General features: G+C 38.3%; 14 protein-coding genes and 1 rRNA gene. 2 read left to right on the forward strand and 13 right to left on the reverse strand.

All coding sequences use genetic code 11. The features are described 5' to 3' along the window. The coding region (locus JWG41_RS17875; protein ID WP_205271176.1) for a PAS domain-containing sensor histidine kinase at window positions 1-1,782 on the forward strand (1,782 nt) is incomplete at its 5' end. Here JWG41_RS17875 and purM read toward each other — a convergent pair. Genes purM through JWG41_RS17895 form a run of 4 tightly spaced genes read right to left on the reverse strand, consistent with a single transcriptional unit; the run spans window position 1,775 to window position 6,037 of the window. Continuing rightward, on the reverse strand, window positions 1,775-2,800 hold the full coding sequence (gene purM, locus JWG41_RS17880) for a phosphoribosylformylglycinamidine cyclo-ligase (RefSeq protein ID WP_205271177.1): 1,026 nt from the start codon (window positions 2,798-2,800) through the stop codon (window positions 1,775-1,777). The genes JWG41_RS17875 and purM overlap by 8 nt on opposite strands. After that, entirely contained in the window at window positions 2,793-3,602 is an 810-nt protein-coding gene (gene murI / locus JWG41_RS17885) for a glutamate racemase (protein WP_205271178.1), read from the reverse strand. The genes purM and murI overlap by 8 nt, the downstream gene beginning before the upstream one ends. After that, window positions 3,603-4,904 (reverse strand): pyridoxal phosphate-dependent aminotransferase, encoded by a 1,302-nt coding sequence (locus tag JWG41_RS17890; RefSeq protein WP_205271179.1) that lies wholly within the window; start codon window positions 4,902-4,904, stop codon window positions 3,603-3,605. It lies immediately after the preceding gene. A gap of 5 nt (window positions 4,905-4,909) precedes the next feature. Further along, the gene (locus JWG41_RS17895) at window positions 4,910-6,037 is read right to left on the reverse strand and encodes a S1C family serine protease (RefSeq protein ID WP_205271180.1); all 1,128 of its coding nucleotides are present in this window, start codon (window positions 6,035-6,037) and stop codon (window positions 4,910-4,912) included. 3 nt (window positions 6,038-6,040) lie between these two features. Between JWG41_RS17895 and JWG41_RS17900 the strand changes: the two genes are divergently transcribed. Beyond that, entirely contained in the window at window positions 6,041-7,126 is a 1,086-nt protein-coding gene (locus JWG41_RS17900; protein WP_205271181.1) for an aminopeptidase, read from the forward strand. Here the strand turns inward: JWG41_RS17900 and JWG41_RS17905 are convergent. From JWG41_RS17905 to rrf, 9 genes are all read right to left on the reverse strand, one after another. Next, on the reverse strand, window positions 7,123-14,976 hold the full coding sequence (locus tag JWG41_RS17905) for a biopolymer transporter TolR (RefSeq protein ID WP_232374092.1): 7,854 nt from the start codon (window positions 14,974-14,976) through the stop codon (window positions 7,123-7,125). The two genes, JWG41_RS17900 and JWG41_RS17905, sit on opposite strands and share 4 nt — an antisense overlap. Before the next feature lie 86 nt (window positions 14,977-15,062). Continuing rightward, complete coding sequence (locus JWG41_RS17910) at window positions 15,063-15,650, reverse strand: DUF1318 domain-containing protein (protein WP_205271183.1); 588 nt, start codon at window positions 15,648-15,650, stop codon at window positions 15,063-15,065. Between the two features lie 7 nt (window positions 15,651-15,657). Beyond that, window positions 15,658-18,690: an LIC_11026 family protein gene (locus tag JWG41_RS17915; protein ID WP_205271184.1), complete on the reverse strand. Its 3,033-nt coding sequence runs from the start codon at window positions 18,688-18,690 to the stop codon at window positions 15,658-15,660. Window positions 18,691-18,711: 21 nt separating this feature from the next. Beyond that, window positions 18,712-19,053: an STAS domain-containing protein gene (locus JWG41_RS17920; protein ID WP_002989181.1), complete on the reverse strand. Its 342-nt coding sequence runs from the start codon at window positions 19,051-19,053 to the stop codon at window positions 18,712-18,714. Between the two features lie 63 nt (window positions 19,054-19,116). Beyond that, entirely contained in the window at window positions 19,117-19,959 is an 843-nt protein-coding gene (locus JWG41_RS17925) for an RNA polymerase subunit sigma-70 (protein ID WP_232374093.1), read from the reverse strand. A 70-nt stretch (window positions 19,960-20,029) separates the two neighbouring features. Beyond that, window positions 20,030-21,406, reverse strand: coding sequence for a Na+/H+ antiporter NhaC family protein (locus JWG41_RS17930; RefSeq protein WP_205271185.1), 1,377 nt, complete (start codon window positions 21,404-21,406; stop codon window positions 20,030-20,032). A gap of 3 nt (window positions 21,407-21,409) precedes the next feature. Further along, window positions 21,410-22,657: an Nramp family divalent metal transporter gene (locus JWG41_RS17935; RefSeq protein ID WP_205271186.1), complete on the reverse strand. Its 1,248-nt coding sequence runs from the start codon at window positions 22,655-22,657 to the stop codon at window positions 21,410-21,412. A 50-nt stretch (window positions 22,658-22,707) separates the two neighbouring features. Then, the gene (locus JWG41_RS17940; protein ID WP_205271187.1) at window positions 22,708-24,666 is read right to left on the reverse strand and encodes a PAS domain-containing hybrid sensor histidine kinase/response regulator; all 1,959 of its coding nucleotides are present in this window, start codon (window positions 24,664-24,666) and stop codon (window positions 22,708-22,710) included. Window positions 24,667-25,242: 576 nt separating this feature from the next. Beyond that, window positions 25,243-25,359: ribosomal RNA gene (rrf, locus tag JWG41_RS17945) — 5S ribosomal RNA — on the reverse strand. Window positions 25,360-25,370 lie beyond the last annotated feature (11 nt).

Raw genomic sequence — 25,370 nt, forward strand, 5'->3', positions numbered from 1 at the left:
TACAACCAACTCCCAGCAATTATTTATAACATTGAATTTTTGCCGGAACCTAGAACATCCTATATAAGCCCCAAGATGGAAGAAATTACCGGCTACGGGATCAATTACTTCTACGAAAATCCAAATTTTTTCAAAGATATTGTGATTCCCGAAGACCAACATAAAATTTCGGAACTGTATGCCGGTAGTTCACCAATTGTCTTACGTATGATCCATGCGAATGGATCTCTGATTTGGACAGAACACTATGTAAACGTTTCTTTTGATATACTAGATATCGAAAAACGAATTGATGTGGTTGCTCTTGACATCACAAAATCCAAAAAAACGGAAATTTCTTTACTCCAGGAAAAAAACCTAAACACGACTGTCTTCGACAATGCGGCCAATTTAATTTTGTTAACCGATGCAAAAGGAATGATCGAAAGCATCAATGTTGCTACCGAATCAATATTAGGTCTCAGAAAAAACGAAGCGATAGGAAATTACATTCAAGACGTAATTTTACTGCCCGAAGATCGTGATTATTTAAAAGCAGTTTTGGATGATGTAAATGAAATCCAGAAAATTGCAGAAAGTTTGATCCTACGTTGTGTGACATCTTCCAATCGTATTTTATACCTAGAATGGAGACTGGGAATCATTCGTGACAATAGAAACGAACCATCGAAAATTATTTGGATTGGGATTGATCAAACATCCAAACGAGCAGCAGAGATTGAGCTCAAAGAGTTAAACAAATCCTTGGAAGAAAAAGTCAAAGCAAGGACGAAAGAACTCCAAGCCAGTAACTTTGAACTCAACTCTGCGTTATATGCTTTAAGGGAGGCACAACAAAAGTTAATTCAGAACGAGAAAATGGTTTCCCTTGGACAACTTGTCTCGGGTCTTGCCCACGAAATTAACAACCCCATAGGAATGATCAAATCTTCTGTAGAAACATTGATCTCCGAATGGGAAGAAGAAAAAATCCATGAAACGAATATTCAGGTCAGCGAATTAATACAATTTATACTCGATACTGATTCAGATGGCCTTCGTATCTTAACTGGTCTATCCAATAGACAAGCAAGGAAATCTCTTACGGAAAGTTTCAAACTACATTCCGTTCCACAAGAAGAAGAACTCGCCGAACTTTTAGTCGATTCCGGTATTCGTAATCTTTCCGATCCAATCATATCTAAAATTAAAGCAGTGATTCGGAACAAAGAAGACTTCCTCACTTTACGAAGACTATTACTCGTAAAACAATCGTCTGAACATATTTTAAACTCAGTCAAAAGACTTTCAAAAATCACCTATACACTTAAAAACTTTGCCGGATTACAATCAAACCTAGAACTGAATGATTATTCATTATCAGATACAATCCATTCCGCAATTTCTCTTTATAAAGAGCATTTTTTAAGAGATATCAACTTAATTATCAATTTAGAATATAATGGAAATGTTAGATGTATCCAAGGAGATCTTGTTCAACTCTGGAGCCAAATCATTTGGAATTCCATCCAAGCAGTGGCAGTAAAAGGTACATTACAAATTCGAAGTTTTAAAAGATCAGAAACAGTTCATGTGGAAATAGAAGACTCTGGTATGGGTATCCCACAAGAAAATCATTCAAAAATCTTTATGCCGTTCTTCTCTACTAAAACCACTGGAGATGGGCTGGGACTTGGATTGTATCTTGTAAAAGAAATCGCAAATAGGCACAACGCAAACGTTGAATTTGAATCCGCTAAAGGACGGACAATTTTTAAGGTTAGTTTTCCGCTAACTACTTAATCGAAATCTTCCCAGTAGAATCCGTTTTTCCGATGAGATATGCAGACTCACCGAGAGTTTTTAATTCCGCGAGAACAGAATCTGTTAAAGAAGGATCGACCACCAAGATATAACCAATCCCCATATTAAAGGTTCCATACATATCATGACGATCCAAAGTATGGTCTTTTTCTAACTTGGAAAAAACATAAGAATCAGGAATCAAATTGATTTCTGCTCCAATACCTGCAGGTAATACTCGAGGAATGTTTTCGTAAAAACCTCCGCCGGTAATATGAACCATCCCTTTAATGGAAAACTTTTGAATTAAAGATAAAATAGTTTTTACATAAATTTTGGTTGGTTGGAATACATGGTCTTTCAAAAAATCCAAATCTGCTGAAGAAGAAGGTAATTTTCCATCTTTTAACAAAAGTTTACGAATGAGCGAGAAACCGTTGCTATGTGGGCCAGAAGACCCCAAACCAATAATAGAATCACCGGCTTTAATGGTACGACCATCAATCATCTTCTGTTTTTCAACAACACCTACCACGAATCCTGCCAAATCATATTCATCATCTGGCATCACACCTGGGTGTTCTGCAGTTTCACCACCCACTAGAGCACAATCAGCTAAATTACAACCTTTTACGATTCCTGAAACAATTGCTTCCATGCGAGGCAAAAAAAGTTTACCACAAGCAATGTAATCCTGAAAAAACAAAGGTTTTCCACCATTGACTAGAATATCATTCACACACATGGCAACCAAATCAATACCAACTGTGTCGTGAATGTCTAACAAACGAGCGATTTGTAATTTGGTTCCAACTCCGTCTGTTCCCGATAAAAGGATTGGTTCTTGATAAGATTTTAAAAAACTAACATCATAACATGCGGCAAAACCACCAAGACCACCCAATACATTTTTATTATGCGTTGAGGCCACATTTGTTTTGATTCTTTTTACAAACTCTTGTCCTTTTTCGGTATCAACACCGGCATCTTTATATGTAACTTTATTTGGATCAGACATGGAGTTTTCCTGTAGTGGTATTAATAAGGGAAAGGGTATGGTTCGGAGTGATCGTTTTTGCAATCCTTCCTGCTAGATGTACGTAATCAGAATCTGAGGTATTCAGGAGGATATCGAGTTGGTTTTTATTTTCTTGGAAATCGGGAAGATTTAGAATTCGTTTCATATGAAGTGTGGTTCCCAAATTTCCATCATATACTTTCACTTTTGGATAATTATAAAGAATTCTTTCTTTTAGAAAAATATAATGAGTGCAACCTAACACAAAAATGTCGGTGTCTTTTACCACAGTTTTGATTTTGGAATCAAATAAATTCCAAGCATCTTCCCAAAGATCTTTATCGATGAGTTTCGCAAGTCCTTCACAAGGAACAGGAATGACTTCTGTTCCCGCGGGAAATCCGGATACCAAAGTTTTAAACTTATCCTCTTTTAATGTGAGGTCTGTTGCAAATACGGCGATTTTGACTCCCGGATTTTGACTTACTGCTGGTTTCAACGCAGGTTCCATTCCAAAAATAGGAACTGAATGTTTCGCACGAAGGAAATCAGCCGCCGCAGATGTTGCCGTATTACATGCAAATAAAACAGCTTCACAATCTTTTTCGATCAGATACTCAAACGCATTTTTTGATAGTTCCAGAACTTCCGATTTGGATTTTTGACCGTAGGGAGAATTTACCAAATCACCGAAGTAGATATAATCAATATTAGATGTTTCCTTCCACAATGTCCTAAGAACTGAAAGTCCACCCAGACCCGAATCAAAAATTCCAATTTTATATCTTCCGCGAGAATTCATTTAAGATGCTAAATACTTCCTGATATTGTCTGCGAGAGTATTATAAATCCATTCGAACTTTGTCTCGTCTTCTTCCAGTAAGGTGACACGAAATCCATTTCTGTCACAACAAAAGGAACTGAGTGGAACTACACAAATTCCAGCAGAGGCTAATAGATGCAAAACGAACCGTCTATCAAGAGCCGCCTTGTCCATTAAGGGTGCAACGAAGTCTCGAACCTTTGTGTTGGAAATGGGAAGGGTCATATGTGGTTTTAATGCCCCTTCTTCAAATAAAACAGTTAAATAGAAGGCACCCTTTGGTTGGATGACTTTGACTCCAGGAATACCGGAAAGGAGTGCCGTTGCCTTCTCTGCCCGTTTTTTAAACTTTTGGTTTCTAAACTTTAGATGGTTTAAAAATTCAGGATGAGAGTAAACCAGTGGGATGGAAAGTTGTGGAAGAGTTGTAGAACAAACTTCCAACATCTTAGCATCTAACAAGGATTTAATGTATCTTTCGAAGGTTGGATCGTTTTTGCGATTAAATACCTCAAGCCAACCACAACGAGCACCAGGCCACGGGAATTCTTTTGAAATTGATCTAAGAGCAAAACCACAAACCTTGTCGCCAATGACTTCAGATAAGTGAATGCTACCCCATTCCGAATAATTGACATGAGCATAGGTTTCATCACAAATTAAGATGATGTCATATTTTTCACAAATTTTGACAATCTCTCGCATAACTTCTTTTGGATACACGGCACCGGTAGGATTGTCTGGATTGATGAGAAGGATTCCTGCAATGGAATCATTGTATTTTACTTTATTTTCAATGTCTTCTAAATCAGGCATCCAATCATTATCGGGATTTAATTCATAAGTTAGGTGTTCGTATCCGGAATGTGCCGCTTCAGCAGAAGATAACGTAGAATAGGCGGGAGATGGTCCCAGGATCCTTGCTTCTCGTCTCATAAATCCAAATATTTTGGCAACAGCATCACCGAGCCCGTTGAAGAAAAGAATGTCCTCAGAAGTGATTTGAGCCCCACCCCTTTCGTTCACCTTAGATGCTAAAAATTTGCGAGTGGTTTCATCCCCTTGTGTTGCCGTATAGGCCCAAGATTTGTTTTGGGCGACAAGTCCACTTACGATGTCCTTCATCCAATCGGGGATGGATTCTCCCTTTTGGATGGGGTCTCCAATATTTTCCCAGGTAATGCCGATCCCCATAGCCTCAATTTGTTTGGCAAGGGCGACAATCTGGCGGATTTCATAAATGAGTGCATCAGCACCCGAGTGGACTATATTTCTTCTCATAAAATTTACTGGCCTTTTTTATAGGCGGCTTCGACCAAAGGGATCGATAATTCCATCTCTTGGGTATCCCGTAATATCTTCAACCGTAAGACGCCCCCCAGACCAACAAGTCCCACTTGTTCTCGTAAATCATTGATATGGCGAATTTGGAGGCCGTTGGCCCCCTCAATAAAGTCGTAACGCCGTAGCCCCCCTTTTTCTGCGGAGGAATTGGGTTCAATATCGTAGACCAAAACACCGATGGTTTCTCCGGGAATTCCCAGAGATTTCCTGTGATCCGGGAGAGGAGCGGTCGCCATCACTCCGAGGGTTGCCGGTCGAATGTTTTGACCGACATTTTGTTCAATTTGGCGGAGCACTCGTTTGGCATAATTGATGGGAATGGCAAACCCAATCCCGGCACTCGCACCCGAGGAAGAGCGGATCATACGGTTGATTCCCACTACTTCCCCGTAAATATTGAGCAGGGGTCCACCGCTGGATCCGGGATTGATCGCAGTATCGGTTTGGATATGGGTTTGACCCGTTTCATCCAAATCCTCGCGAGACTTGGCAGAAACCACACCGACAGTGAATGTCTTCTCCAGACCATAAGGGGAACCCACGGCAATGGCCCAGTCCCCCACTTCAATTTCATCGGAGTTCCCGAGAAAAGCGGGAGTAAAACGGTCGTTACTTGGGATTTTTAAAAGTGCAATATCGGCCCTTTCATGACTTCCCACATAACGGGCGGGAAAAATTCGCCCATCGGACATGATGATCTCAATGATCTCGGCATTTTTAATGACATGGTAGTTTGTGACAACAAACCCTCTTTCATCAATGATAAAGCCACTGCCGATGGAAGAGATCCGATCCTCTCTACTTTCACCAAAAGCATAAGGATGGAAAATCATCTCTGTTTTTTTCGTACGGATTGAGACTACAAATTGTTGTGCTTCCCGATAAACATTGCGAAAACTTGTTTGGATTTGGATGGCTTGGCTTTGTTTGCTCGAAGAAATGGGTTTTGGGGAAGCAAATAGTTTTGTGACAGCCGATCGAATTTCAGGAAAGAAGATCGCAAACAAAAGTACAAAAACTAAAGCAAAGTTAATGTAGACGACTGGCGGAATCGAAGTTTTTCTTTCCATAGAATGCCAAAACCCCTTCCACTTTTGTCGATTGCTCTTCCTTGTCGAACCAAAAAGATTCCAAGAATATTTACGGTCCTACTATTCCCCGTTTTTATTTCTGGGTGTTTACCGTATTTATTTCACTTAGGTAAGGAACAATCGTCCATTATCTTGGGTCGTGAAAAAATCGAAGATATTCTTAACCTACCGAAATTGGATATAAAAACAAAACAAAAATTAAATTTAATCCAAGATGCCAGAAATTTTGCCATCGGGGAACTAGCATTAAATGAAAAAGGAGGTTTCGAATACTATACAAAGTTAGATCGAGAAGAAATTGGTTGGAATGTCAGTGCCTCAGAAGCATTAGAACTCAAGTCCTATACATGGTGGTTTCCCATTGCTGGTACGGTTCCCTACAAAGGTTTCTTTGACAAACAAATGGCAATCTCACTCGAAAAAGAATTACAGTCCGAAGGATATGATACACGCATTCGTGCGATCGGTGGATACTCGACACTTGGTTGGTTTTCTGATCCAGTTCTCTCCCCACAGCTAAGTTGGCCAGACCATAGACTGGTTGGTCTTGTCTTTCACGAAATGGCACATGCGACAGCTTATCTTCCGGGAGATTCTACCTTAAATGAATCTTATGCCAGTTATGTGGAAGAGAAAGGTGTAGAAATTTATTATACAAAAAAAGAAGGGGATTTGAGTCTCCATTTACAAAAATTTAAAAAAGAAAAGATTCGCAGAGAAATCACTTTAAATCTTTTAAAAAAGTATGCGGAGGAATTAAAAACCCTGTATACATCGGAAATAGATTCAGAAAAGAAATACATACAAAAACAAACGATCATCAAAAGATTTAAAGAAGAAGTGATCCAAAAGAAATTAGTGCCAGAAGAAAAATCCAAAGAATTTTTAACACGGGAATGGAACAACGAAGATTTTTTAGGTGCCCTTCGTTACCATTCCGGAGAAGTCAGTTTTGAATCTTTGTTTATCAGTTCCGGTAAAAACTTCCGGCAATTTCATAAAGAAGTGCAAAAACTCTTTGATTTACCGGAAGAAAGCCGCAAACAATTTTTAAACCAAGAACATTAATCTTCTATCATAGCGGATGTATACAGTTTATATCCAATCCAGAAGCGGTCATCTACAGTAGAGTTCCTGGCCGCTTCTTTACCTTCTACCAAACGAATATGTAACGGTATTGGTAAATCACTCGTTTGTAAAAACTGTTTCAAGAAGAACAAATTATGAACCCCCGTTTGGATTCCCGAATGGAGTACAAAGAGTCCAGCATTCTCCCGCGCAAGGTAATAAGCAACCCCACTAAAATCATTTGTATACTGAGCCGATGTTCCCATCCTTTGGTTAGCATATACGGTTGCTGTATTTGTGCCCTTACTTGTTACATCAAATAAAGGACGTTCACCCATACATAAAAAGTTATTCTCACACCATCCGATTTCCGCAAAATCAATGCTATATGGTGCCACGCCATCTTTTTTGCCATTGGTTTCCCAAAGGAGGAGATTGGCATTAATTTCGTTTTCTAAGGAGGATTTCCAACCCACAACAGATACATCTGGTTTTTTAGGAGCAATGGAACTAAACTTAATGACAGGATTAGAAAGAAAATCGGAAACAGAAGCCACACCATAGTACTCCGTATCCGGTAAAACCATAGGCACTACTGCATGGATTCCAGAACTATAAATATAGTGACGATTGGATTTATTGAACCTCAAACTAGTTCTATATTTATCAGCCAAAGACTCTCTGAGAATTACTTCTTGATTCCCTGACTCCGCAGAACGGAAATACCGCACGGATTCTCTATAGATGGACTTGTTATCTGCAAACAATTCACGCCCCAGTGACTTTCCAGAAGCAAAACTTAAAAAATATGTTTTTTTCCCAAGATCGAAAAGTCCGTGGAACTCTTGTTTCCCAACCATTTTCTTCTTTAGTCGTTCCGCATAGAAGTCAAAGTTCGGAATATGTTTTACATACAACTCATTATTGGAAAACCGATTAGAGGTAAAACGAAACGTCTCCCTTGCGACCGCTAAATCAAAAAAACTTTCGGAACTATTTTTTTCCAAACTTTGTTGTAAGAGAAAATGGAATAGAAACTCATACTCTTCTTTAAGCTCCGGGCTTAAGAATTCCCCGCGATGTTTTTTATTAAATTCGTTTAAAAGGGAAATATATTCCTCAGGTTTTTTGGTTTTGGCTGCCTGGAAAAGCTTTAGGAACGGACTTGGATGAGAAACATTAGATGGTTGGTTTTTAAAATAATCGCGTTTCCACTTAAAATCATTCCATCTTTCTTGCCAAAATCGATTTCCCTCCCCCAACTCTTTGTCCATAGTCTGAATTTTAGAAACTAAAGATTCGACCATTTCTGTTTCACCGCGAAGTAACAAAGCCTTGGCTAACTCCAAACGGAAAAACAATGTTCGATAACTACGACCTTCTTTTAATTCTTCAGAAACTAAAAGTTCAATTAAAGAATTTACCTCTCCATTCTTTTGGAAGGGAACCGAACTCAAGAGCAAATGAAATAACAATGTTTTATTCAAATGAGAAAGTTTGGTGATTACAGACTCGCCACTTGTTAAATACTCAGGTGTCAACGATAGAGGTTCGAAGTATCCTGTTTGGAGTTGTTCTTTCCATGCTGTATACAATCTTAACCGGTAAGAATCATAAATAGAATCTGCATAACCGAACTTTGTAAAATCTCGAGAAAGCACTTTTTCATCAAAATTTTTCCAGTCTTTTTTGAATCCATAATTGTATGCGGAAGTAGATGTAAGTGGAGTCAGATAAATTTCTTTATCTCCCAGCAAAAACCCTTTATGAAAGTATAACTCCAAAACACGATTTTTAACGACAGTTTTTTCTTTGGGAGTTCTTGCCAGTTGTGTGAGTTTATTCGTTTCCGACTCAGCTTCATTGAATAAATAATTTTGAATGTACAAAGTCCCCAAACGGTAAGCTTGTAAAAAAGGATCTTCCTTTGTTTCGACTTTAGATCTAAGTTCATTTTTACTGGCGATGTCTTTTACTTTGCCGCTACGAAGTTGAATGTAAAATTCTAGGGCCCCTAAATAGGAATCTTTCTCTTCTCCTATAAAATCAGAAGAATTGAATTTACAATCTTCCTTATCCTTTGAAGAAAGACAGGACACTAAATACTCATATCGAACTTGATTTTGAAAAGGAGAAGTTGCATATTTTGACCAAAGTGGTTTGAATATAGACCTTCTTGGAACATTTGGGAATATTTCTGTTTTTAGTTTTGCTAATTTTAATTCTAGAACTGGTAAAGATGCATCCCCGTCATCAAGTAGTGTTGAGGCTGTATAATAACTTTCATAAGCATCCACAAATTCTTTGGACTTTTCTTTAAGAAAACCGGCAGCTATAAATTCTTCCGCTTTTTTTCCGAGCCCTTCTTTTGAAATGGTAAACTCTTTCCAATTACCAAAAAGCAAACGATCCTTATCCTTTGCAAACTGGTCCAGTTTCATGGAAGTATAGTTTTCCTTCGTTTCTGAATGATAGGAGACAAGATTCTGAATTCGTTTCGAACGCAAAACCTCATAGACCTTACTCAAAAGATTCCATTGTTTGGGAGTATTAAAATTGGAATCATCCAGGCCTATCACCGAGATTTCAGAAGCACTCCCTTGGAAAATTTCGCGGAGTGGCAAAATATAAGATTTTTCATCCCCGAATAAACTTGTTTGTTTGTCGAGAGAACGGTTTGTTACTAAATAATCGGTATCAAAAAGATAAACGCCTAAATTTCCAGAAGGTAGATGGCGAACATTTGCCTCCTGTTTGTTCTTTTCTGAATCTCCATAAATGGTCACCCATTTCAATCTCCGTTCATTCCTTTCGGGAAATAACTCATTATGAGTTCTATCAAAAAAAAGAGTTGGATAAAAATTCGATTTTTTGTATTCATTAACAACAGACTTCACCAAACTTCCGTTTGTTTTTGATCCGATAATTTGAATACTTGGAAAAGAATCTGTTAACTTTGGTAAACAAGAATGGATTTCCTCTAGAGATTTACAAGTGTCTGCTTGAAGTTTTCCTTGTGACAAATACAAAGAATGAACCGATTCATTTGTTTGGTAAAGGCCAATCCATCCATTGAGAAACTCATCGGATCCTGGTCGTTTCGGTTCTAAAAATGCGGATCTTTCGGGTGAAACGTTCTTCAGCTTAGAGACAACCGTATCTAAATTTTGCACTTCCAACGTTTGTTGTTTGAGAGAATTGATCACCGATTCTCTTTTTAATGCTTTATCGGAAATAGAATGAGTGAGTTTACGATATCCCTTTACCCATTTTATCAAATCCTGATAGTATAAATTCAACTTAGAGTCTTCAAATTCAAATTGGGCAGAAACAAAATCGCGAAATAATTCTAAACTTCTAAAATTTTCCCAGTGATTTACCAATCCTTTGGTTTCCTTAGAAGCCAACTGAACTTCTGAATAAGATTCCAAAAAATCAACCAGTCGATGTTTGGGAGAAAATAGTCGGACACTTATGTTGGTCTGGTAAGTTTGGACAGCATCCTTTCCATAGTTTAAATAATTAGAATTTCTTTCCTTAGGATTACGAGACTTTTCCCATTTAAATCTTTGTACGTTTGCCCAAAACATCTCTTCATCTAAACGAAATTCATAGGCAAGCTCTGATGTCTCTTTCCATTTTTTTTCAGCCATAAATATATCGCCTAACTTCATATAAATGGAATATAAGTTGAGCTGAATGCGAACTCTTGTTTGCCTAGAGATAGGATCCAATGACAAACCGACAACTCTTGGATCAACAAGACCTGGATTTTCCAATATTTCAACAGCTCTTCCTAGAAGAAGAGAATAGTCCTTTCCTTCCTTTTCCAAAAGAAGAGAAGAATAATACAAGGCAGTTCCGTATACAATATCAAACTTTGAATTGTTTGTCCTAAATCCGTTTTCACAGATTTCATTTTTTTCAGAACAGGTAGACATTTCCCTATCTTTCCAACGGTCCAACTGCCCAAGGAACTGATCTAATAAAATACGTTTTTGCTCCAAACCAAACTCTGCTGATTCCTGCATGGAAAAAACGGAATGAGCATAATTTTGGAATAACTTTTCAAAACCTTTGTTAGAAGGATTTTCAAAAAGTAGTTCCGCCAACTCCCTGTAATGTTCTGCGGCTTCCGTTTGCAATTGACTTCTTTGATAAATCTGAGCTTCTACCTGCCTAGATTTTGCTAAAATGTTTTTTCCAATGATGGTATCATCTAAATCTTTTGATGTGATCATTTCATTTCTTGATTTGATTTCAGATAATGCAGCTGAATACTCTTCTTGTTCAATATGGTTTTCAATCCGTATTCCGAGTGTGAGAAGGTACTTAAAATCATTCGGGAACTCACCCGGGAAACGGCCATCCCCTTTCACTCGGAAATCATCCCCAAAAATCATATCGGACCAAGTCCATTTTCGAAATCGCTGTATAATGGATTCTTTACTTGAGTTGTATTCCAATTCAGCAATATTTAACATCTGATAGGAGTCACGGAAACGACCACTTTTTTGGAACGCAATCGCTAAGTAATTTGCTAGGTTTGCAGGGCTTATAAACTTCACATCTTTATTATATGCAATGGCAGTTTGGAAAGAAGCAATGGCATCTTCAAAATTCCCAAACTCCAACTCGGATAACCCTTTCAAAGAGAACAACAAAGCCAACTTGGATCGGATCCCATTCAGCTGCTCGAGAGTCATCGAATTTGGTTCCGAAGCATAGGAATTCACTGACTGATAGTATTCATTTTTAAAATAAATATCAATTGATTTGGAAAACTGTTCTGATGCCTTTTTATATTGTCCTTGGTAAATCAAGGACTTACCATAATTAAAACGATAAATGGCTTCTTGTTTATATCCTTCAAATTGATTTTTAACAGATAGATAAATCGAAACATCCTCTACTTTACGATAACTTTCATTTGCTTTTGGAAAGTTGCTAAGTAAGAAGTAATTATTACCTAAATTTAGATTTAAATCGGAAATTACTTTGCGGTCGCCGTAGTCATCTCCCAAAAAGACTAAGATTTGATTATAGAGTTCAATATTAGCTTCTAAATTTTTATCAGGGAAATATTTTTTATAAAGTGTTTCGTACACTTCAGAATCGATTTCTCCCGACTTAGGATTTTTTTGCATTTTAATCAAATCGACATATTGATACAACCAACCTAGTAGTTGGTATGCATCATAATGTGTAGGGTCAGCATAAATGATCCAACGAAGCTCCAATTCCGCTCTTTTGAAATTTTCCAAAATTTCACTTTTACGAACTTCCGTCATAGTCCCTGTAGCATAATAATAAGACTCGAAGGTTACATATTTATTGATTAGATAATAAGAATAACCATAGAGTGTGGCTAGATCCAAATAAGGTCTTGCACGAGGAACTGCTTGTTTATAATACAACTCGGTCCAACTAAGTGCTTTTTCGGATAAGACTTCAATTTTTTCGAAGTCTTTAATATCGACCACACCGCGCAGAAGTTCATTGTCCATAAAAATGGAAGTTGCATTCGACAAATTACCAACAACGTTTAGTTTATCTTTACTTAAGATATTTAGCTGGTTTAAGAGAGCCCGCTCTTCTTCTTCCCGAATTTTTTTCCCGTAACGAAAGATCGTATCCACCATCTTTCGTTGGTAATAAATTGCGTATTCTTTATAAAGAGAATCAAGATACAAATTCCTAGTTTTCACAAGAAACATGTTTTGGTTATTGAAAAAATAATGAAAAGACGATTGGAGCAAATCACCAATTCGCTCAAATTCAACAGCTTTGTTTTCAAAGTAAAAAAAGGCACTTTGGATGTCTTCTGCACCCAAATCAACACCCAATATAGGATCATAAAACTCTAAATAAATTTTTAAGTTACGGAGAGCATCCGAAGTATTTCCGGCAGATTTTTGATTATAGTACTTTAGTAAATTCGCACGCAATAATATAGGACTTTTATAAGCTGCAATAAATACGGGAGTTTCAAAAACTGAAGGTTTTCCTGGAGGTTCCAAGTCAATTTGGATTGGAATAGGAATCATCGAATCTAAAACCTCATTAGATTCATTAAACTTACGAATGTCCGAAAAAGCTTTTGCTTTTATGTATTTCAAAGTCATTACAAATTGCGGGATCTTGTTTACTTCTGCATCAGCCAAAAGACCATCAGCATGTAAAATTAATGACTCGCTATTGCGATTTTCAGAAATCTTTTGAATCACATCTTCTAAAAGGTAACGCAGGTCTCTCTTTTGATCATTCGAGAATGGAACGGATGGATTGGATAGATACCGACTCTTTTCTTTTTCCCAACCTTGAATCATTTCCTGATACAATAAGGATAATTTCAAAGAATTGGGTTTGAATTCATATCCACCTAAACGACGTTTTATTTCATCAATTTGATGGTAATCGGGAAATTTTTCATAAATAAACTTTAAAGCATCAACTGCTTGAACCAATTTTTTTTCTGTTTCTAATTCATCCGCATACAAATGATAAAGCATGGCTTCTCCATCTTTTGTCCACTTGGATGATGAATGAGATTTGACTTCAGTTACAAAATCAAATTTTTTACCTGTTTGTTTTGACTCTTCCCAACGAACAAGACTTAAAGCAAATTGGTTCTTAGATACTTCTGCCTTTTGGCGGTAGGAGTCCAAAAACAGGCGTGCCTCTTCTCGTTTTCCAATCCTTATGAGAGATATATATTTTAATATGGCAACCCGAGCAGAATAAACAGGGAACAGTGGGTCTTCCGAATAAAATAATTCTACTGAGTCCAACGCCAAAAAGTAAGATTCTAAACTTTGACCGCTAGAAAATGTTTTTGCATATTGGTATTGTTCGCGAATGTTCGTTTGTTTAGGAATGGCTCCGTTTTCGGGAATGAAATAAATATTAATGGCATTGAAATAAGAGGCAGAAAACAAAATAGATCCGCCGTTAAAATGTGAATAACGCACATCAAAATTGGAAGTTTCTCCAGAAGATAGGATTCTTTCTTCCCCGGTTTCCAAGTTCATCATGACAAGGATACTATGATCCCTTTCGTCCAGTTTTCCATTTTGGTTTGTATCCTTTCGGATAGAAGCATAGTATAAATTTTTTGATTTGGAATCTACGGTTGGTGAAAAATCCAAATAGGCATTGTTTGTAATTCTTTGTATCTCTGAATTTTGTAAGTTGATTTTATAAACTTCGCCTTTCGATTCTTCAAAATAAGATATAAAATAGATAGTATTTCCATCGGAAGAAACATAAGGCGAAGTCGCACCTTGGGAAGTAATCGAAGTTACTTGGTCTGGATTTTTTAATTTCAGAGCACAAAGATTGGGTAGGCCTGGAGTGAACCTGTCCGACACAAAGTAAATGGTTTCCCCATCCGGGGACCAAACCGGATCTGTATCAATGATCCCTTTTGTATACTCACCTTTTTTATTAGGTTTATTTGTTAAATTGATAAAATCGTCATCAATAAATCGATTACCTTTAAGTAACTCACGTATCCATTCATCCGTATCCATTGGAAGAAGGATCAAATCACCTTCAGAATCGAATTCTTCAGAAACGAATACCAAATACTTTCCGTTAGGTGAAATAGAAGGTTTGGTTTCAGAAAATGGATGGTTAGTTACAGGAACCACAACGGAACTTTGTAAGTCACGAAACCAAATATCAAAATTCCCTTTTTGGTCAGTAGCGTAAAATAAATACCTTCCATCTTTGGTTGTGGAATTATAAAGATTGTTCCCTCGTTGGACAGTGAGAGGGAAGGGTTTCGATTGTGTTGGGGAAAAATAGTTTTTAGAAATAGCAGAATAGTCAAAATCGACATTGGTCATTTTAACATTTTTTTGGAACAATGCACAATTAAAGAAAACGAACAGAAAAAGGGAAATGAAGAGAAGTGGAAACCGTAGCGAAGGTTTCATTGGAATTTCTCCCATCTTCCTGTAATGGTTTCAAAATATTCCCCGGCGGAAACTGACTTATAATACTCATCAACTAAGGATTGTTTGTATTTAACTAGTTCCTCTTCTTTTTTCCCTTTTTTCTTTTGATTGGATACTTCTTTTTCCCAAATAATCTTTCTTGATTCGTTCAAAAAAACAATCACATCTTCCACACGTTTTTTTTTGGCAGGAAGTTCATATTGGGTGTATGTGGGCAATCCCAAAGCGAGCGGGTTTAGTTTTACAAAACCTACGGGTGTCTCCCCCACCATTCCGTGCATTTTGTATTTTTTTAACTCTGGCATCAAATAATTCAAACGAATCCTATGAGCTCTAATTTCAGGATCTGAATCTTCGGATGCTAACCTTTCCCGATTGGATTGGCCGTTTGAGGAAGATTGGATGGAAGCAATCATCCATCCCTCTTTCTCTAGCTCCCTATCTTCTCCCACCATTTGTTTTTCTGCGGCAGTTTGTGCATTGGTGATGGTGATGGGAGGAACTTTTACGTTCCAAATGGCTTTACATCCCAATAATAAAAATACGAGGATAAGACGTTTCATAAATACCTCACTCTTGGTATGTTTGGATTTCGCTCTGAGTACGTTTCAAAAAATTGGCAAGTGGCATTCTCTGTTGAGAAATTTTACCGTCTTCTAAATTGATTAATAAAGATAATAGTGACCGATTGAAATATACATCAGCATAAACCAGTCCCTTAGACAAAGAAACATCGATTTTATTAATCGAATAACTATCAGTAATACGATCGATTAGAAAGTTTTGTGGAGAAATGACGTTCAATGCACTTTTCCCAAAGTCACGTCCAATTTGAAAAATAGAAAAAAACAAATCTAAATTGGCAACAGGTTCACTCAAATCTCTGACGGAAATATTAAGATCTGCTTTGAGTTTACCATCATCAATTTTATCCCGAACTTTGGGAGCCATGAGTTGTTTTAAATCAATATCTCTGATAAGAAAATTTCCACGAAACTCCATGGACTTAGGATCTAGATTCCCTAAATTGAATACCATGTTCTTTCCTAAAACCAATCCATCTAAGGAATAAGAACGTAAAGATTCAATATTTGCATAATTTTCTTTATATTCGATAAATGCAGTGAGGCCTGGAGCATCCTTTTGCCTTTTTACATATTCAAAAGGAAGATTGGGTATACTCGGATGAGTGCCGAGCACTTGACCTATAGTTAGGTTGGGAGGATGGTTACGACCATAGTTTTTTATGAATATAGATTTATCACCTACAATGAGACTATCTTCATGACTGCGGGCTAAATTGTGTTGGATTGGGATCTTAGCCACAACCTCTTCCAAAAGGTAGGCTTGGCATTGTTCCCCAGGGCATTTTTGGTTGTTATACGATATCGTAGGCACTTTCGAATGGAACTCACCATTGATATCGTAATCACGAATCGTTAGATCCAAACCCAAATCTCCTTGGAAACTCAGACCTTTTGCTAAATACTGTTTGGTGGGTGACGTAAGACCAAATTTCAAATCTAAATTTCCAAAATAAGGTCCAAGAGGCGGTTTTGGTTTTCCGTGATTGGTTAACTTCCCATTGGCAGATAAATGAAAAATTCCGCCAAAGGCATTCATCTTAAGAGTTCTAATTAAAATTTCATTTGTATTGGCACCAGACAAAGATAGGTCTGCTGCAAGTTTTAAATCCTTCATTTCCAAACCAGGTAACTCTGCACCTAAATCTGCTTTGATTTGTTTGGAAGAACCCGAAGCCGTATACTTAGCATTCAATTTTATCTTGGGTTGGTTCCCGAGAAGATTTTGAATGGGAGATATTTTTTCTTTTAAAACAAGAGGGAGGACTAGTAAAAGATTGGAAGTATATACATTCAAACCTAACGGTTGTACGCTTGCCGAAAGATTAGAACCGGGTCGCAAATTTCCCTTTAGATCCAATTCCAGAGCCTTATGACCTGTGATGGTTTTTTGGTCTAAGTTCAGATTTGAAATTTTGATTTCTGAAAGCCCAAAGGGTTTATCAAAGACTAAAGCCGCATCCAAGTTCAATCCAAGTAATGAAGAAGGAGAACGGGACCGGTCCAACTGGTAACGAAATCCATCAATTTTTGCATTGGTGTGAATGAGAAGGGAAGCAAATGACTCCGCAAGAATGCCAAGTTCCATTTGTAATTTCCCACCAAGTCCGGAAACATAATCACCTAACTGAAGTTTATCTATATTTAAATGAAAATTTAATCCTTTGGTTTCAAGATATTCTCCCTGAAAGGAAAGGGATGCGCCATTATAATCTAAATGGGAAGGTGTTATCTTTAAAGATTTCACATAAGGAAAAGGTTTTTCCGCTGTAAGAGGTTTTGTATCTGCTAAATTTAACTCAGACGAGATATCTAATAATGCGGAAGAAAGAGAATGGGCTTTTGATTTTCCCAACTTAAAATACAATTGCGATGCTTTTAATTTTACACTCGCGTTTGCCTCTTGCCAATTGCCTTGGATTCCCGTTCCTTCGAGAGATACATCTCCTGAAATTTTGATTTCAGGAACAATTCCCCGGAGTTGGTCGAGAGACCTTTGGAGTAAGGTCAGTTGCATATTGGACTTACCCACAACAATGTCTACTTTTGGTTTGTCGGTGGAAACTTCCTTGATCGAACCAGACAAACTAAGCCAAGATTGGCCAAGCACTCTCAGATCCAATTGATTGATACCAATTTTGTCGAGTAAATTGTCAAAATGGATATCAGATAACAGGCGTAAGCCCAATTGAACCGGTTTTCCTTTTATTTCAAGGAGGATATCATCCTTTCCTATGTCCGTAGTGAACAAAAACATCTCGGGAGAAACAGTTCGATCCCATTCAAATCGTAAAGACAAAGGAATGGTTTGTTTCCAACGTAATGCCTCTGAATCCACATCTAAAGGAATGGGTTTAGAGGAATTGAGAGAAAGAAGGACATGATCTATCTGGTCTACAGCGGAAAGACTCAGTGGAATGGATGTAAATCGGTTGGTTTCCAACTCCGTTTCCAAAGAAAGATCCTTTACAGAAAAAGAATGGAGAGAACCTGTATCACGTTTTAGGTGAAACTCGATCCCTTGTAAATTGATGTAAGCACTGGCCTGTAACGGCAGATAGGTTTTGATTTCCGTAAGCGGTGGTTTTGTTTCGAGAACTGGTTCCGGCTCTTGCGATTTGGACGCCTTTACGAGAGAAGCAAAGTTCCACTGCCCCAACCGCTCTTCGATTTGAATTTTTGCGTTCTCGAGTCCAATTTCAGAAATTCGAATCTTTCCCAATAACAACAGGGGAAGGTTGTAACGAAGCCGAATTTGTTTGGCTTCGACGATCGGGTCTTTCTCAAAAGGAAGTCCTGGGTAGAGTCGGAAATCGCTGATTTCCATTCCAAAAAAAAGAGAAAACGACCCAAAGTTTCCCTCCATCCTTCCCATTGTGAAATGAGATATTAGTTTGGGAACCAGTACGTCTGCTGTGAAAGCGTTGAAAATGGATTTATAAAGGAGAAAGAGGACTAAAAGTCCGCGAAAGATTTTTGTTTTGGCGATTCCTAAACTTACCTTCAGGATTGGATTCATCTGTAGAATCGCCTCGTGCGATTAGTATTCGAAGGAGTCTTCAGCCTCTTCCAGAGTTTTATAAATCTCGAAAACGCTAGAAAGCTTTGTGATTTCCATTAGGTTCTCGATATCGGAATTTAAGTTCGCAAATACAAGTCTACCATTGAGGCCATCAATATGTTTATATATATTGAGAAACGTTCCCAAACCAGCTGAGTTGATGAAGGGAACCTTTTTCAAATCAATAATAAATTTGGGGACTTGGCCTTTTTTGATGTACTGTTCAATCTTTTCAGATAGCTCGAACTCATTTCCGGCTTTGATGGCACCTTCAATTTTAATGATGTGCACGTCGTTTTTACTAGTAACTTTGATTTTCATAACCCTTCGGAAGGTGGTGTTGCCATAAACATCCTTCGAATTTGCTGAATGTAAAGCAAATTTTTATGCATAGTGCAATAAATCTTTGCCGACTCTACGCAGTTCATGTTTTCCCTGTGACAAATGGTTGCGAACTGCCTTTCTGGAAATGCCTAACACCTTTGCGATCTCTCGTTCGGAAAAGAAACTGCGATCTAAGGCTCTTGTCCTTCGTAAAATCCATAGTTTCTTTTGTTTGAGATACCATTTCCGCCGATTTAGATCCGTAGTTTCATAGAGCTTTCTTGTATACCTTGTGATCATACCCGAAAGCCGAGATAAAAGTTGGCGTTGGCGAAAACGTTTCTCTTCCCAGTCTCGAAAGAAATCATCTGCATCATGTCTTGTTTCGCGTAACTTCCAAAGTAAGAGTTGTTTTAGATTTTGTTTCATGGGCAAATCGAACTGTAAGGACAAAACTAATGCGGTTGTGGTGGACAATTTGTCTAATTCCGATTTTAGCGGGTTTTCTACCTCCCAAAGTTCTACGGGGATTTCCGCATTTGCTGGTTTTTCATAGTTCCATAATTGTAAGTATAATTCCCCAGACTCAGGGATTTCTGCACGACGGAACCGGTTTCTATACTGGTTAAAAGCATAGGTCACAAAAAATCCAAGAACATTGGTTATATGGTAGTTTAAACTAAGGGCCCACATCTTAGAAAAAACTTCCAAGATCGTTACCATCATCTCACAACTCTCATCATCAGTGATTTTTCTTTTTTTTGCCAAACGATCGGCCATCCAAATGGGTAACTGTTCTTTTAGCAGATTCAGATCGTTATTGGATCTGGCTTCTTGTATGAGAGTGAGAATCGTTTCATCTAGGATTTTTGGTAACATGGATGGAATGTATAAAGCATCCATATAGGAAAGAAACTGTATTATTGATTGTAGATAGAAGCAAGTCGTCTTTATACGAACGAGTATCGTTTAACTATGAACTTTTAGATTTATTTTTTGCAATGAGTATCAATGATACAGATAAGATTACATGGAATAAGTTAAAGAATACAAAGGGAAGGAAAGAAAAAACAGAAACACCCAGGGAAGTAGACATAAACGCCCCACAACTATTCCAAGGAATCAGGGGAGATGTGATGGTTCCGGAGTCTTCTAAGGAACGAGAGATATCTTTTTCAGGAATTCCTTTTTCTTCTGCAAGACTGCGAAAGGCACGAGCAGGGATTACTAAAGATAAATATTGGTCTGCTGTCACTAAATTCAATAGAAACGAAGTTCCCATCGTCGAAAGTAGAATGTCCCACCGGTCTTTGGCCCAAACTTTGATTTGGATTAATATTTCATTTAAATAACCGTATCCTTCCACAACAGCGCCAAACCAAACTGCAGCGAGGATGAGAACTTCTGTAGGTAGAATGGCAACCACCCCTCCCCCACTTAAAAACCGATCCAGGATTTCATTTCCTGAATGAGATTCAAATCCATAAATCAGTGTCTTCCCAATCTCATTCGGGAGACCCAATTCAAAACTACTAAATCCAATCGCAGAGACAATCCCGAGTAACAGAGAAATACGAATATGCATTTTAAAAATAGAAGATCCAAAGACGAGTGCCACTGGAATTAATTTCATCCAGGAAACCCCAAAAGAAGAAACTGATGCCAAAATCCCGGACTCTAAAGAAAGATTGGTTACTTGGTTGGGATCCCAAACATAGAGGTTTAAAAAATAGAATCCTAAAATTGCCAAACCAAAACTAATACAAGTTGTTTTCAACATATGGCGGATATGTTTCCAGATAGGGACATGGGTCAAACTAGATGCTAGGTTGGTTGTATCAGACAGAGGAGAGAGTTTGTCTCCAAAGTAACATCCACTTACAATCGCACCGGCTGCCATGGTTTCAGGAAAGGCAATCACTTCGGCCACACCCATAAGAGCGACACCGAGTGTACCCGCAGTGGTCCAAGAAGAACCGGAAACCATAGCCGCAATGGCTGCCACTATCGCAAGAGATGGTAAAAAATAATCTGGTTGGAGAAATAAAATCCCCACTTGGATCATCGTAAGAAGAACTCCGGAATAGGCCCAAGAGGCGATGAGCATTCCTACAAAAAAAAGAATCTCCATCGCAGGCAAAACAGAAACAAGGTTTTTACGAAATGAGGATTTGAGAAATAAAAACTTTCGATTCCTTCTTTGCAGAAACGAAAAAACTCCGGCTACCAATAAAGCGATTGGGTGAGGATAAGAAACCACCCAAACAAATCGAAAAAATAGAATCGAAAGGATTAAGTAGAGAAGTGGAGAAAGAGAGAAAAAAATAGAGTGCGTTTTTTCTCTCTCCATACTTTAAAGAAAGGTAATATTGATATAATAGATCGAAAAGCCAAAAAGGAATAAAATACCAAACCAAGAAAGTAAATTCATCCAAGGTTTTGGTCTTTGTTCTCGAGGAATTTCTTTTCCAAATAAAATCAAATGGTGAATGAGAGCAAGAACTGGTGCATTCAAAAATGAAACGGTGGTCGCAAAATCGACCAAACTCTTCATATTGGTTCTAAAAAATAATAAAATCAAAATGGATCCGACACCCACGAGGACAATCCAATACCAATAGAGTTTTTCTGTCGGGACCTTTTCCAATGGTTTGAACAAACGACGGCTGGCGTTAGATACCACTCTTGGATAGGCATCAAAACAAGTTAAAGTAGTAGAGAACATAGTAAAAAAGGCGGCAATGAGAATGATAGGATAAGACCAGGATCCAATAGCAGAAGTATACAAACGCACAAGCTCTGAAGCAAAACTAACGGCTTGCGAGGAGAATTCTGCTCCCGTGTTGTACATCATATTCGCACCAAGTGCTAAAAAACAAACCGCAAGTAACGTTGTTCCAATATAACCGATGTTAAAATCGATCATGGCATATTTCATTGGTGGGAGTTTTCCATCCGGAGTTTTTTTGGCGAGGGTCCAATCTGATTGCCAAACCGCCGCTTCGATCGGGATTGGCATCCAACCCATAAGAGCAATGAGAAAGGCAACATCCCCCAAGTTAGAAATTTCAAAAACTTTCCCTGTTGTTTCTAATTTCGGAATGGCAGCATAAAAAGAAAGAACCATTGCAACGACAGTAGAAACAGTCAATAAAACCACGATCCATTTCATAAGACCGTCAAGAGCTGCAAACTTACCAATCGCAAGTAATAGAAAACAAAACACCAAAATGATGGCGCAGAGTAACCAAGGCTCCATAGTGATCCCTAGGAGATTGGAAAATAGTCCCGAAGTGACGAGTGTTACCGTCGCAACGATGATACACATCGTTCCAATCGATATAAAGAAAAAGATCCAGACGGGCAACCGACCCAGGGCCTCGTAACCATCTAACAAAGATTTACCGGTAATAATGGTGTATTTGGTTCCTACGACAAAAAAAGGATATTTGATTAGGTTGGCAAATAACACAACAAAGAGGAGACCGTATCCATATACGGCTCCTGCCCTTGTCGATTGTACAAGATGGGAAACACCGACGGCAGCGCCGGCATACAAAAGGCCTGGACCAAGATAAGCTAAGAAAGGAAATCGTCTCATTTTGGACAAATTGGCCTGATTCGAAAGTTTTTGCTACTCTATTCGAAAGATTACTGGTTCAAATAATGAAATAGAATTTGATTGAGAGCTAAAATATCGATCGGTTTGGTCAAAAACTGATCCATTCCTACTTCAAAACATTTTTTGCGTTCTTCATACAATGCCCCAGCTGTCAGTGCAACGATGGGTACCGATGTGCCTGCCTGTTGTTTGCGAATTTCAGTCGCCGCTTCTAGTCCATCCATATTGGGCATTTGGACATCCATAAAAACCAAATCAGGAGTGGATTCGTGGAAAAAACGAACCGCCTCTAATCCATCGACTGCTTCTTTGATTCGAGCGTTCGGAATGTATTTTTGAATCATTCGTTTTAAAAGATTCCGATTCATCTCATTATCTTCTACTACCAAAATATAAGGAGAAACTTCACTGAGGACAGACTGATCCAATTGTGCGAGCAGTTCATTTTGGTATTCATTCTCATCCTGAGAACTTTGATGTGTGGTTTGGTCCACAGAACTACATTCAATCACAAATCGAAACTCGGTCCCCACTCCATGTTCCGAATGGAATTCAATTTGGCCTCCCATCAAATCTAACAAAGACTTGGTGATCCTTAACCCGAGCCCAGTTCCCCCATACCGACGAGTGGAATTGGATTCCCCTTGCCAAAACGATTGGAATAGATGAGATTTATGTTCTTCCGGAATCCCAATACCTGTATCTGTGATTGTAAATTCTAGTTTTGTTTTTTGATTTTCGCCTGAGGATGCTGCTACTTTCAATACAACCCCACCCACTTCTGTAAATTTCACTGCATTTCCAAGCAAGTTAATGAGAATTTGGCGAAGTCTTGTGGCATCGACAAAGATAATTTCTGGAACATCTGGCCCTTCATCCAGGCGAAGTTCAATCCCCTTTTCATTCGCTTTCCATTTCAAAACACCTAACGAATCTTTTATGATCTGTTTTAGATTGGAGGTAACTTCGTTTAATACTAATTTCCCAGCTTCAATTTTGGAAATATCTAATACATCGTTGATGATACCAAGAAGACCGTGGGCACTACTGATGGCATTTTTTACATATTCTTTTTGATCGGAATCTAAGTTGGTCGTGAGTAATAATTCATTAAAGCCAATGACTCCATTGAGTGGAGTTCGGATTTCGTGGCTCATATTGGCAACAAATTCTGATTTTGCTTCGTTGGCTCTTTCTGCTTCTTTTTTTGCATTCAACAAATGGAACTCAGCATTTTTTCTACCGGTAATATCATTTAAGTGAACAACAAAATAAGATGGTTCCCCATTTCTATCTTTTACCAAAGTATTGGAGATTTCAACCCACAGAATATTTTTCTCTTTTGAATAAAATCTTTTTTCATATGTGATACTTTCCTTAGCACCGCCGATAGCGGATTCACGAAAGGACTCAAAAAGTTGTTTGTCTTCTTCGTAAGCGAACTCATTTGATCTTCTTCCAATAAGTTCTCTTTCGCTATAACCCAACATCGCTTCTAGTTTTTTGTTTACCTTAATGAATCGCCCATTTAAATCCAAAAAACATACACCGATACCGGCATTATCAAAACTCATACGGAACCGTTCTTCGCTATCCGCAAGTTCTTCTTGGATTTCATTTTCTTCGGTGATATCACGATTGATCGCAATGAGACCAATGGTTTTGCCAGATTTGTCTTTTAAAAAACTGGCAGCAGAACGAATTTTTAGTTTTCTAGATTCTTTATCGTATTGGAAAACTTCACCCTGCCAAATCCCTTTGGTTTGGAGCTCCGAAAGACGACTGGCCCTTGTGGTATTGGTTTGTTCTGTTTTTAAAAGTGTAACTGTGGACTGGCCGATGACTTCATCTGCAGTGAATCCGTAAATTCGTTCTGCAGCTAAATTCCAACTGGTGACTTTAAATTCCAAATCTGTAACAATGACCGCATCGTAGAGGTATTGCAATACGAGAGAGGAATAGACTTCACTAGGAATCAAGTTTTCCATCGACTTCCAATCTCAAAGCAGATTTGAAAAAACTGCAAGCGATAACTAGGTAAAAAAAGAAGGATACAACTCTCTCCTCCGCTGAATGCTTACGATTTTCTGACTTCGAATTAGTAAATCTACTGAGTTTTAAACCAAAAAACCAGCCCTGACTCCACTTAGGATACATATAACACCTACCTTCGTTAGGTGATTTTTACAAATCCTGGCAAGCCTTCTCGCTTCTTACAACAAACCTCACCTATTTCGCGAACGATCGGTTCTTGAAGCTCATTACTCTTGGAATTGGTAGTGGATTTAATTTTTATAAAATAGGAACTAATCGTAACCCCGCAATCATACCTCAGATTTCGAGCAAGACACCCCGCTCTAGGACTATTCGGGAAAATTGAATATTGGTAACAGAGGAAAAGATCCTAACCCGCAATCCTGCACAGCGACCCATAGGGAGCGAGCAGGCGACATTCGCGGAGCAAACTTTGTTTGCCTAGCGAATAGTCGCGGACATTCGCCGGACCACACAAATAAAAAAAGCGCCCACTTTCGTGAACGCTTTCGTATGGATTATAAGTGCTAACCCGGCAATGTCCTACTCTCCCATTGAGCGAACCCAATAGTACCATCGGCGATGAGAAGCTTGACTTCCGTGTTCGGAATGGGAACGGGTATGGCCTTCTCTCCATAATCACCAGGAGTAATTACCA

It is taken from the genome of Leptospira chreensis, assembly GCF_016919165.1.
GTDB classification, from domain to species: Bacteria; Spirochaetota; Leptospiria; order Leptospirales; family Leptospiraceae; genus Leptospira_A; species Leptospira_A chreensis.

What these genes read in the sequence shown, in the direction of transcription:
- JWG41_RS17930 (WP_205271185.1), bottom strand. Translation starts at nt 21,406, where the DNA reads ATGGAGAGAGAAAAAACGCACTCTATTTTTTTCTCTCTTTCTCCACTT.
- JWG41_RS17910 (WP_205271183.1), bottom strand. Translation starts at nt 15,650, where the DNA reads ATGAAACGTCTTATCCTCGTATTTTTATTATTGGGATGTAAAGCCATT.
- JWG41_RS17940 (WP_205271187.1), bottom strand. Translation starts at nt 24,666, where the DNA reads ATGGAAAACTTGATTCCTAGTGAAGTCTATTCCTCTCTCGTATTGCAA.
- JWG41_RS17935 (WP_205271186.1), bottom strand. Translation starts at nt 22,657, where the DNA reads ATGAGACGATTTCCTTTCTTAGCTTATCTTGGTCCAGGCCTTTTGTAT.
- JWG41_RS17900 (WP_205271181.1), top strand. Translation starts at nt 6,041, where the DNA reads ATGCCAAAACCCCTTCCACTTTTGTCGATTGCTCTTCCTTGTCGAACC.
- JWG41_RS17905 (WP_232374092.1), bottom strand. Translation starts at nt 14,976, where the DNA reads ATGACCAATGTCGATTTTGACTATTCTGCTATTTCTAAAAACTATTTT.
- JWG41_RS17915 (WP_205271184.1), bottom strand. Translation starts at nt 18,690, where the DNA reads ATGAATCCAATCCTGAAGGTAAGTTTAGGAATCGCCAAAACAAAAATC.
- JWG41_RS17920 (WP_002989181.1), bottom strand. Translation starts at nt 19,053, where the DNA reads ATGAAAATCAAAGTTACTAGTAAAAACGACGTGCACATCATTAAAATT.
- JWG41_RS17925 (WP_232374093.1), bottom strand. Translation starts at nt 19,959, where the DNA reads ATGGATGCTTTATACATTCCATCCATGTTACCAAAAATCCTAGATGAA.
- purM (WP_205271177.1), bottom strand. Translation starts at nt 2,800, where the DNA reads ATGTCTGATCCAAATAAAGTTACATATAAAGATGCCGGTGTTGATACC.
- JWG41_RS17890 (WP_205271179.1), bottom strand. Translation starts at nt 4,904, where the DNA reads ATGAGAAGAAATATAGTCCACTCGGGTGCTGATGCACTCATTTATGAA.
- murI (WP_205271178.1), bottom strand. Translation starts at nt 3,602, where the DNA reads ATGAATTCTCGCGGAAGATATAAAATTGGAATTTTTGATTCGGGTCTG.
- JWG41_RS17895 (WP_205271180.1), bottom strand. Translation starts at nt 6,037, where the DNA reads ATGGAAAGAAAAACTTCGATTCCGCCAGTCGTCTACATTAACTTTGCT.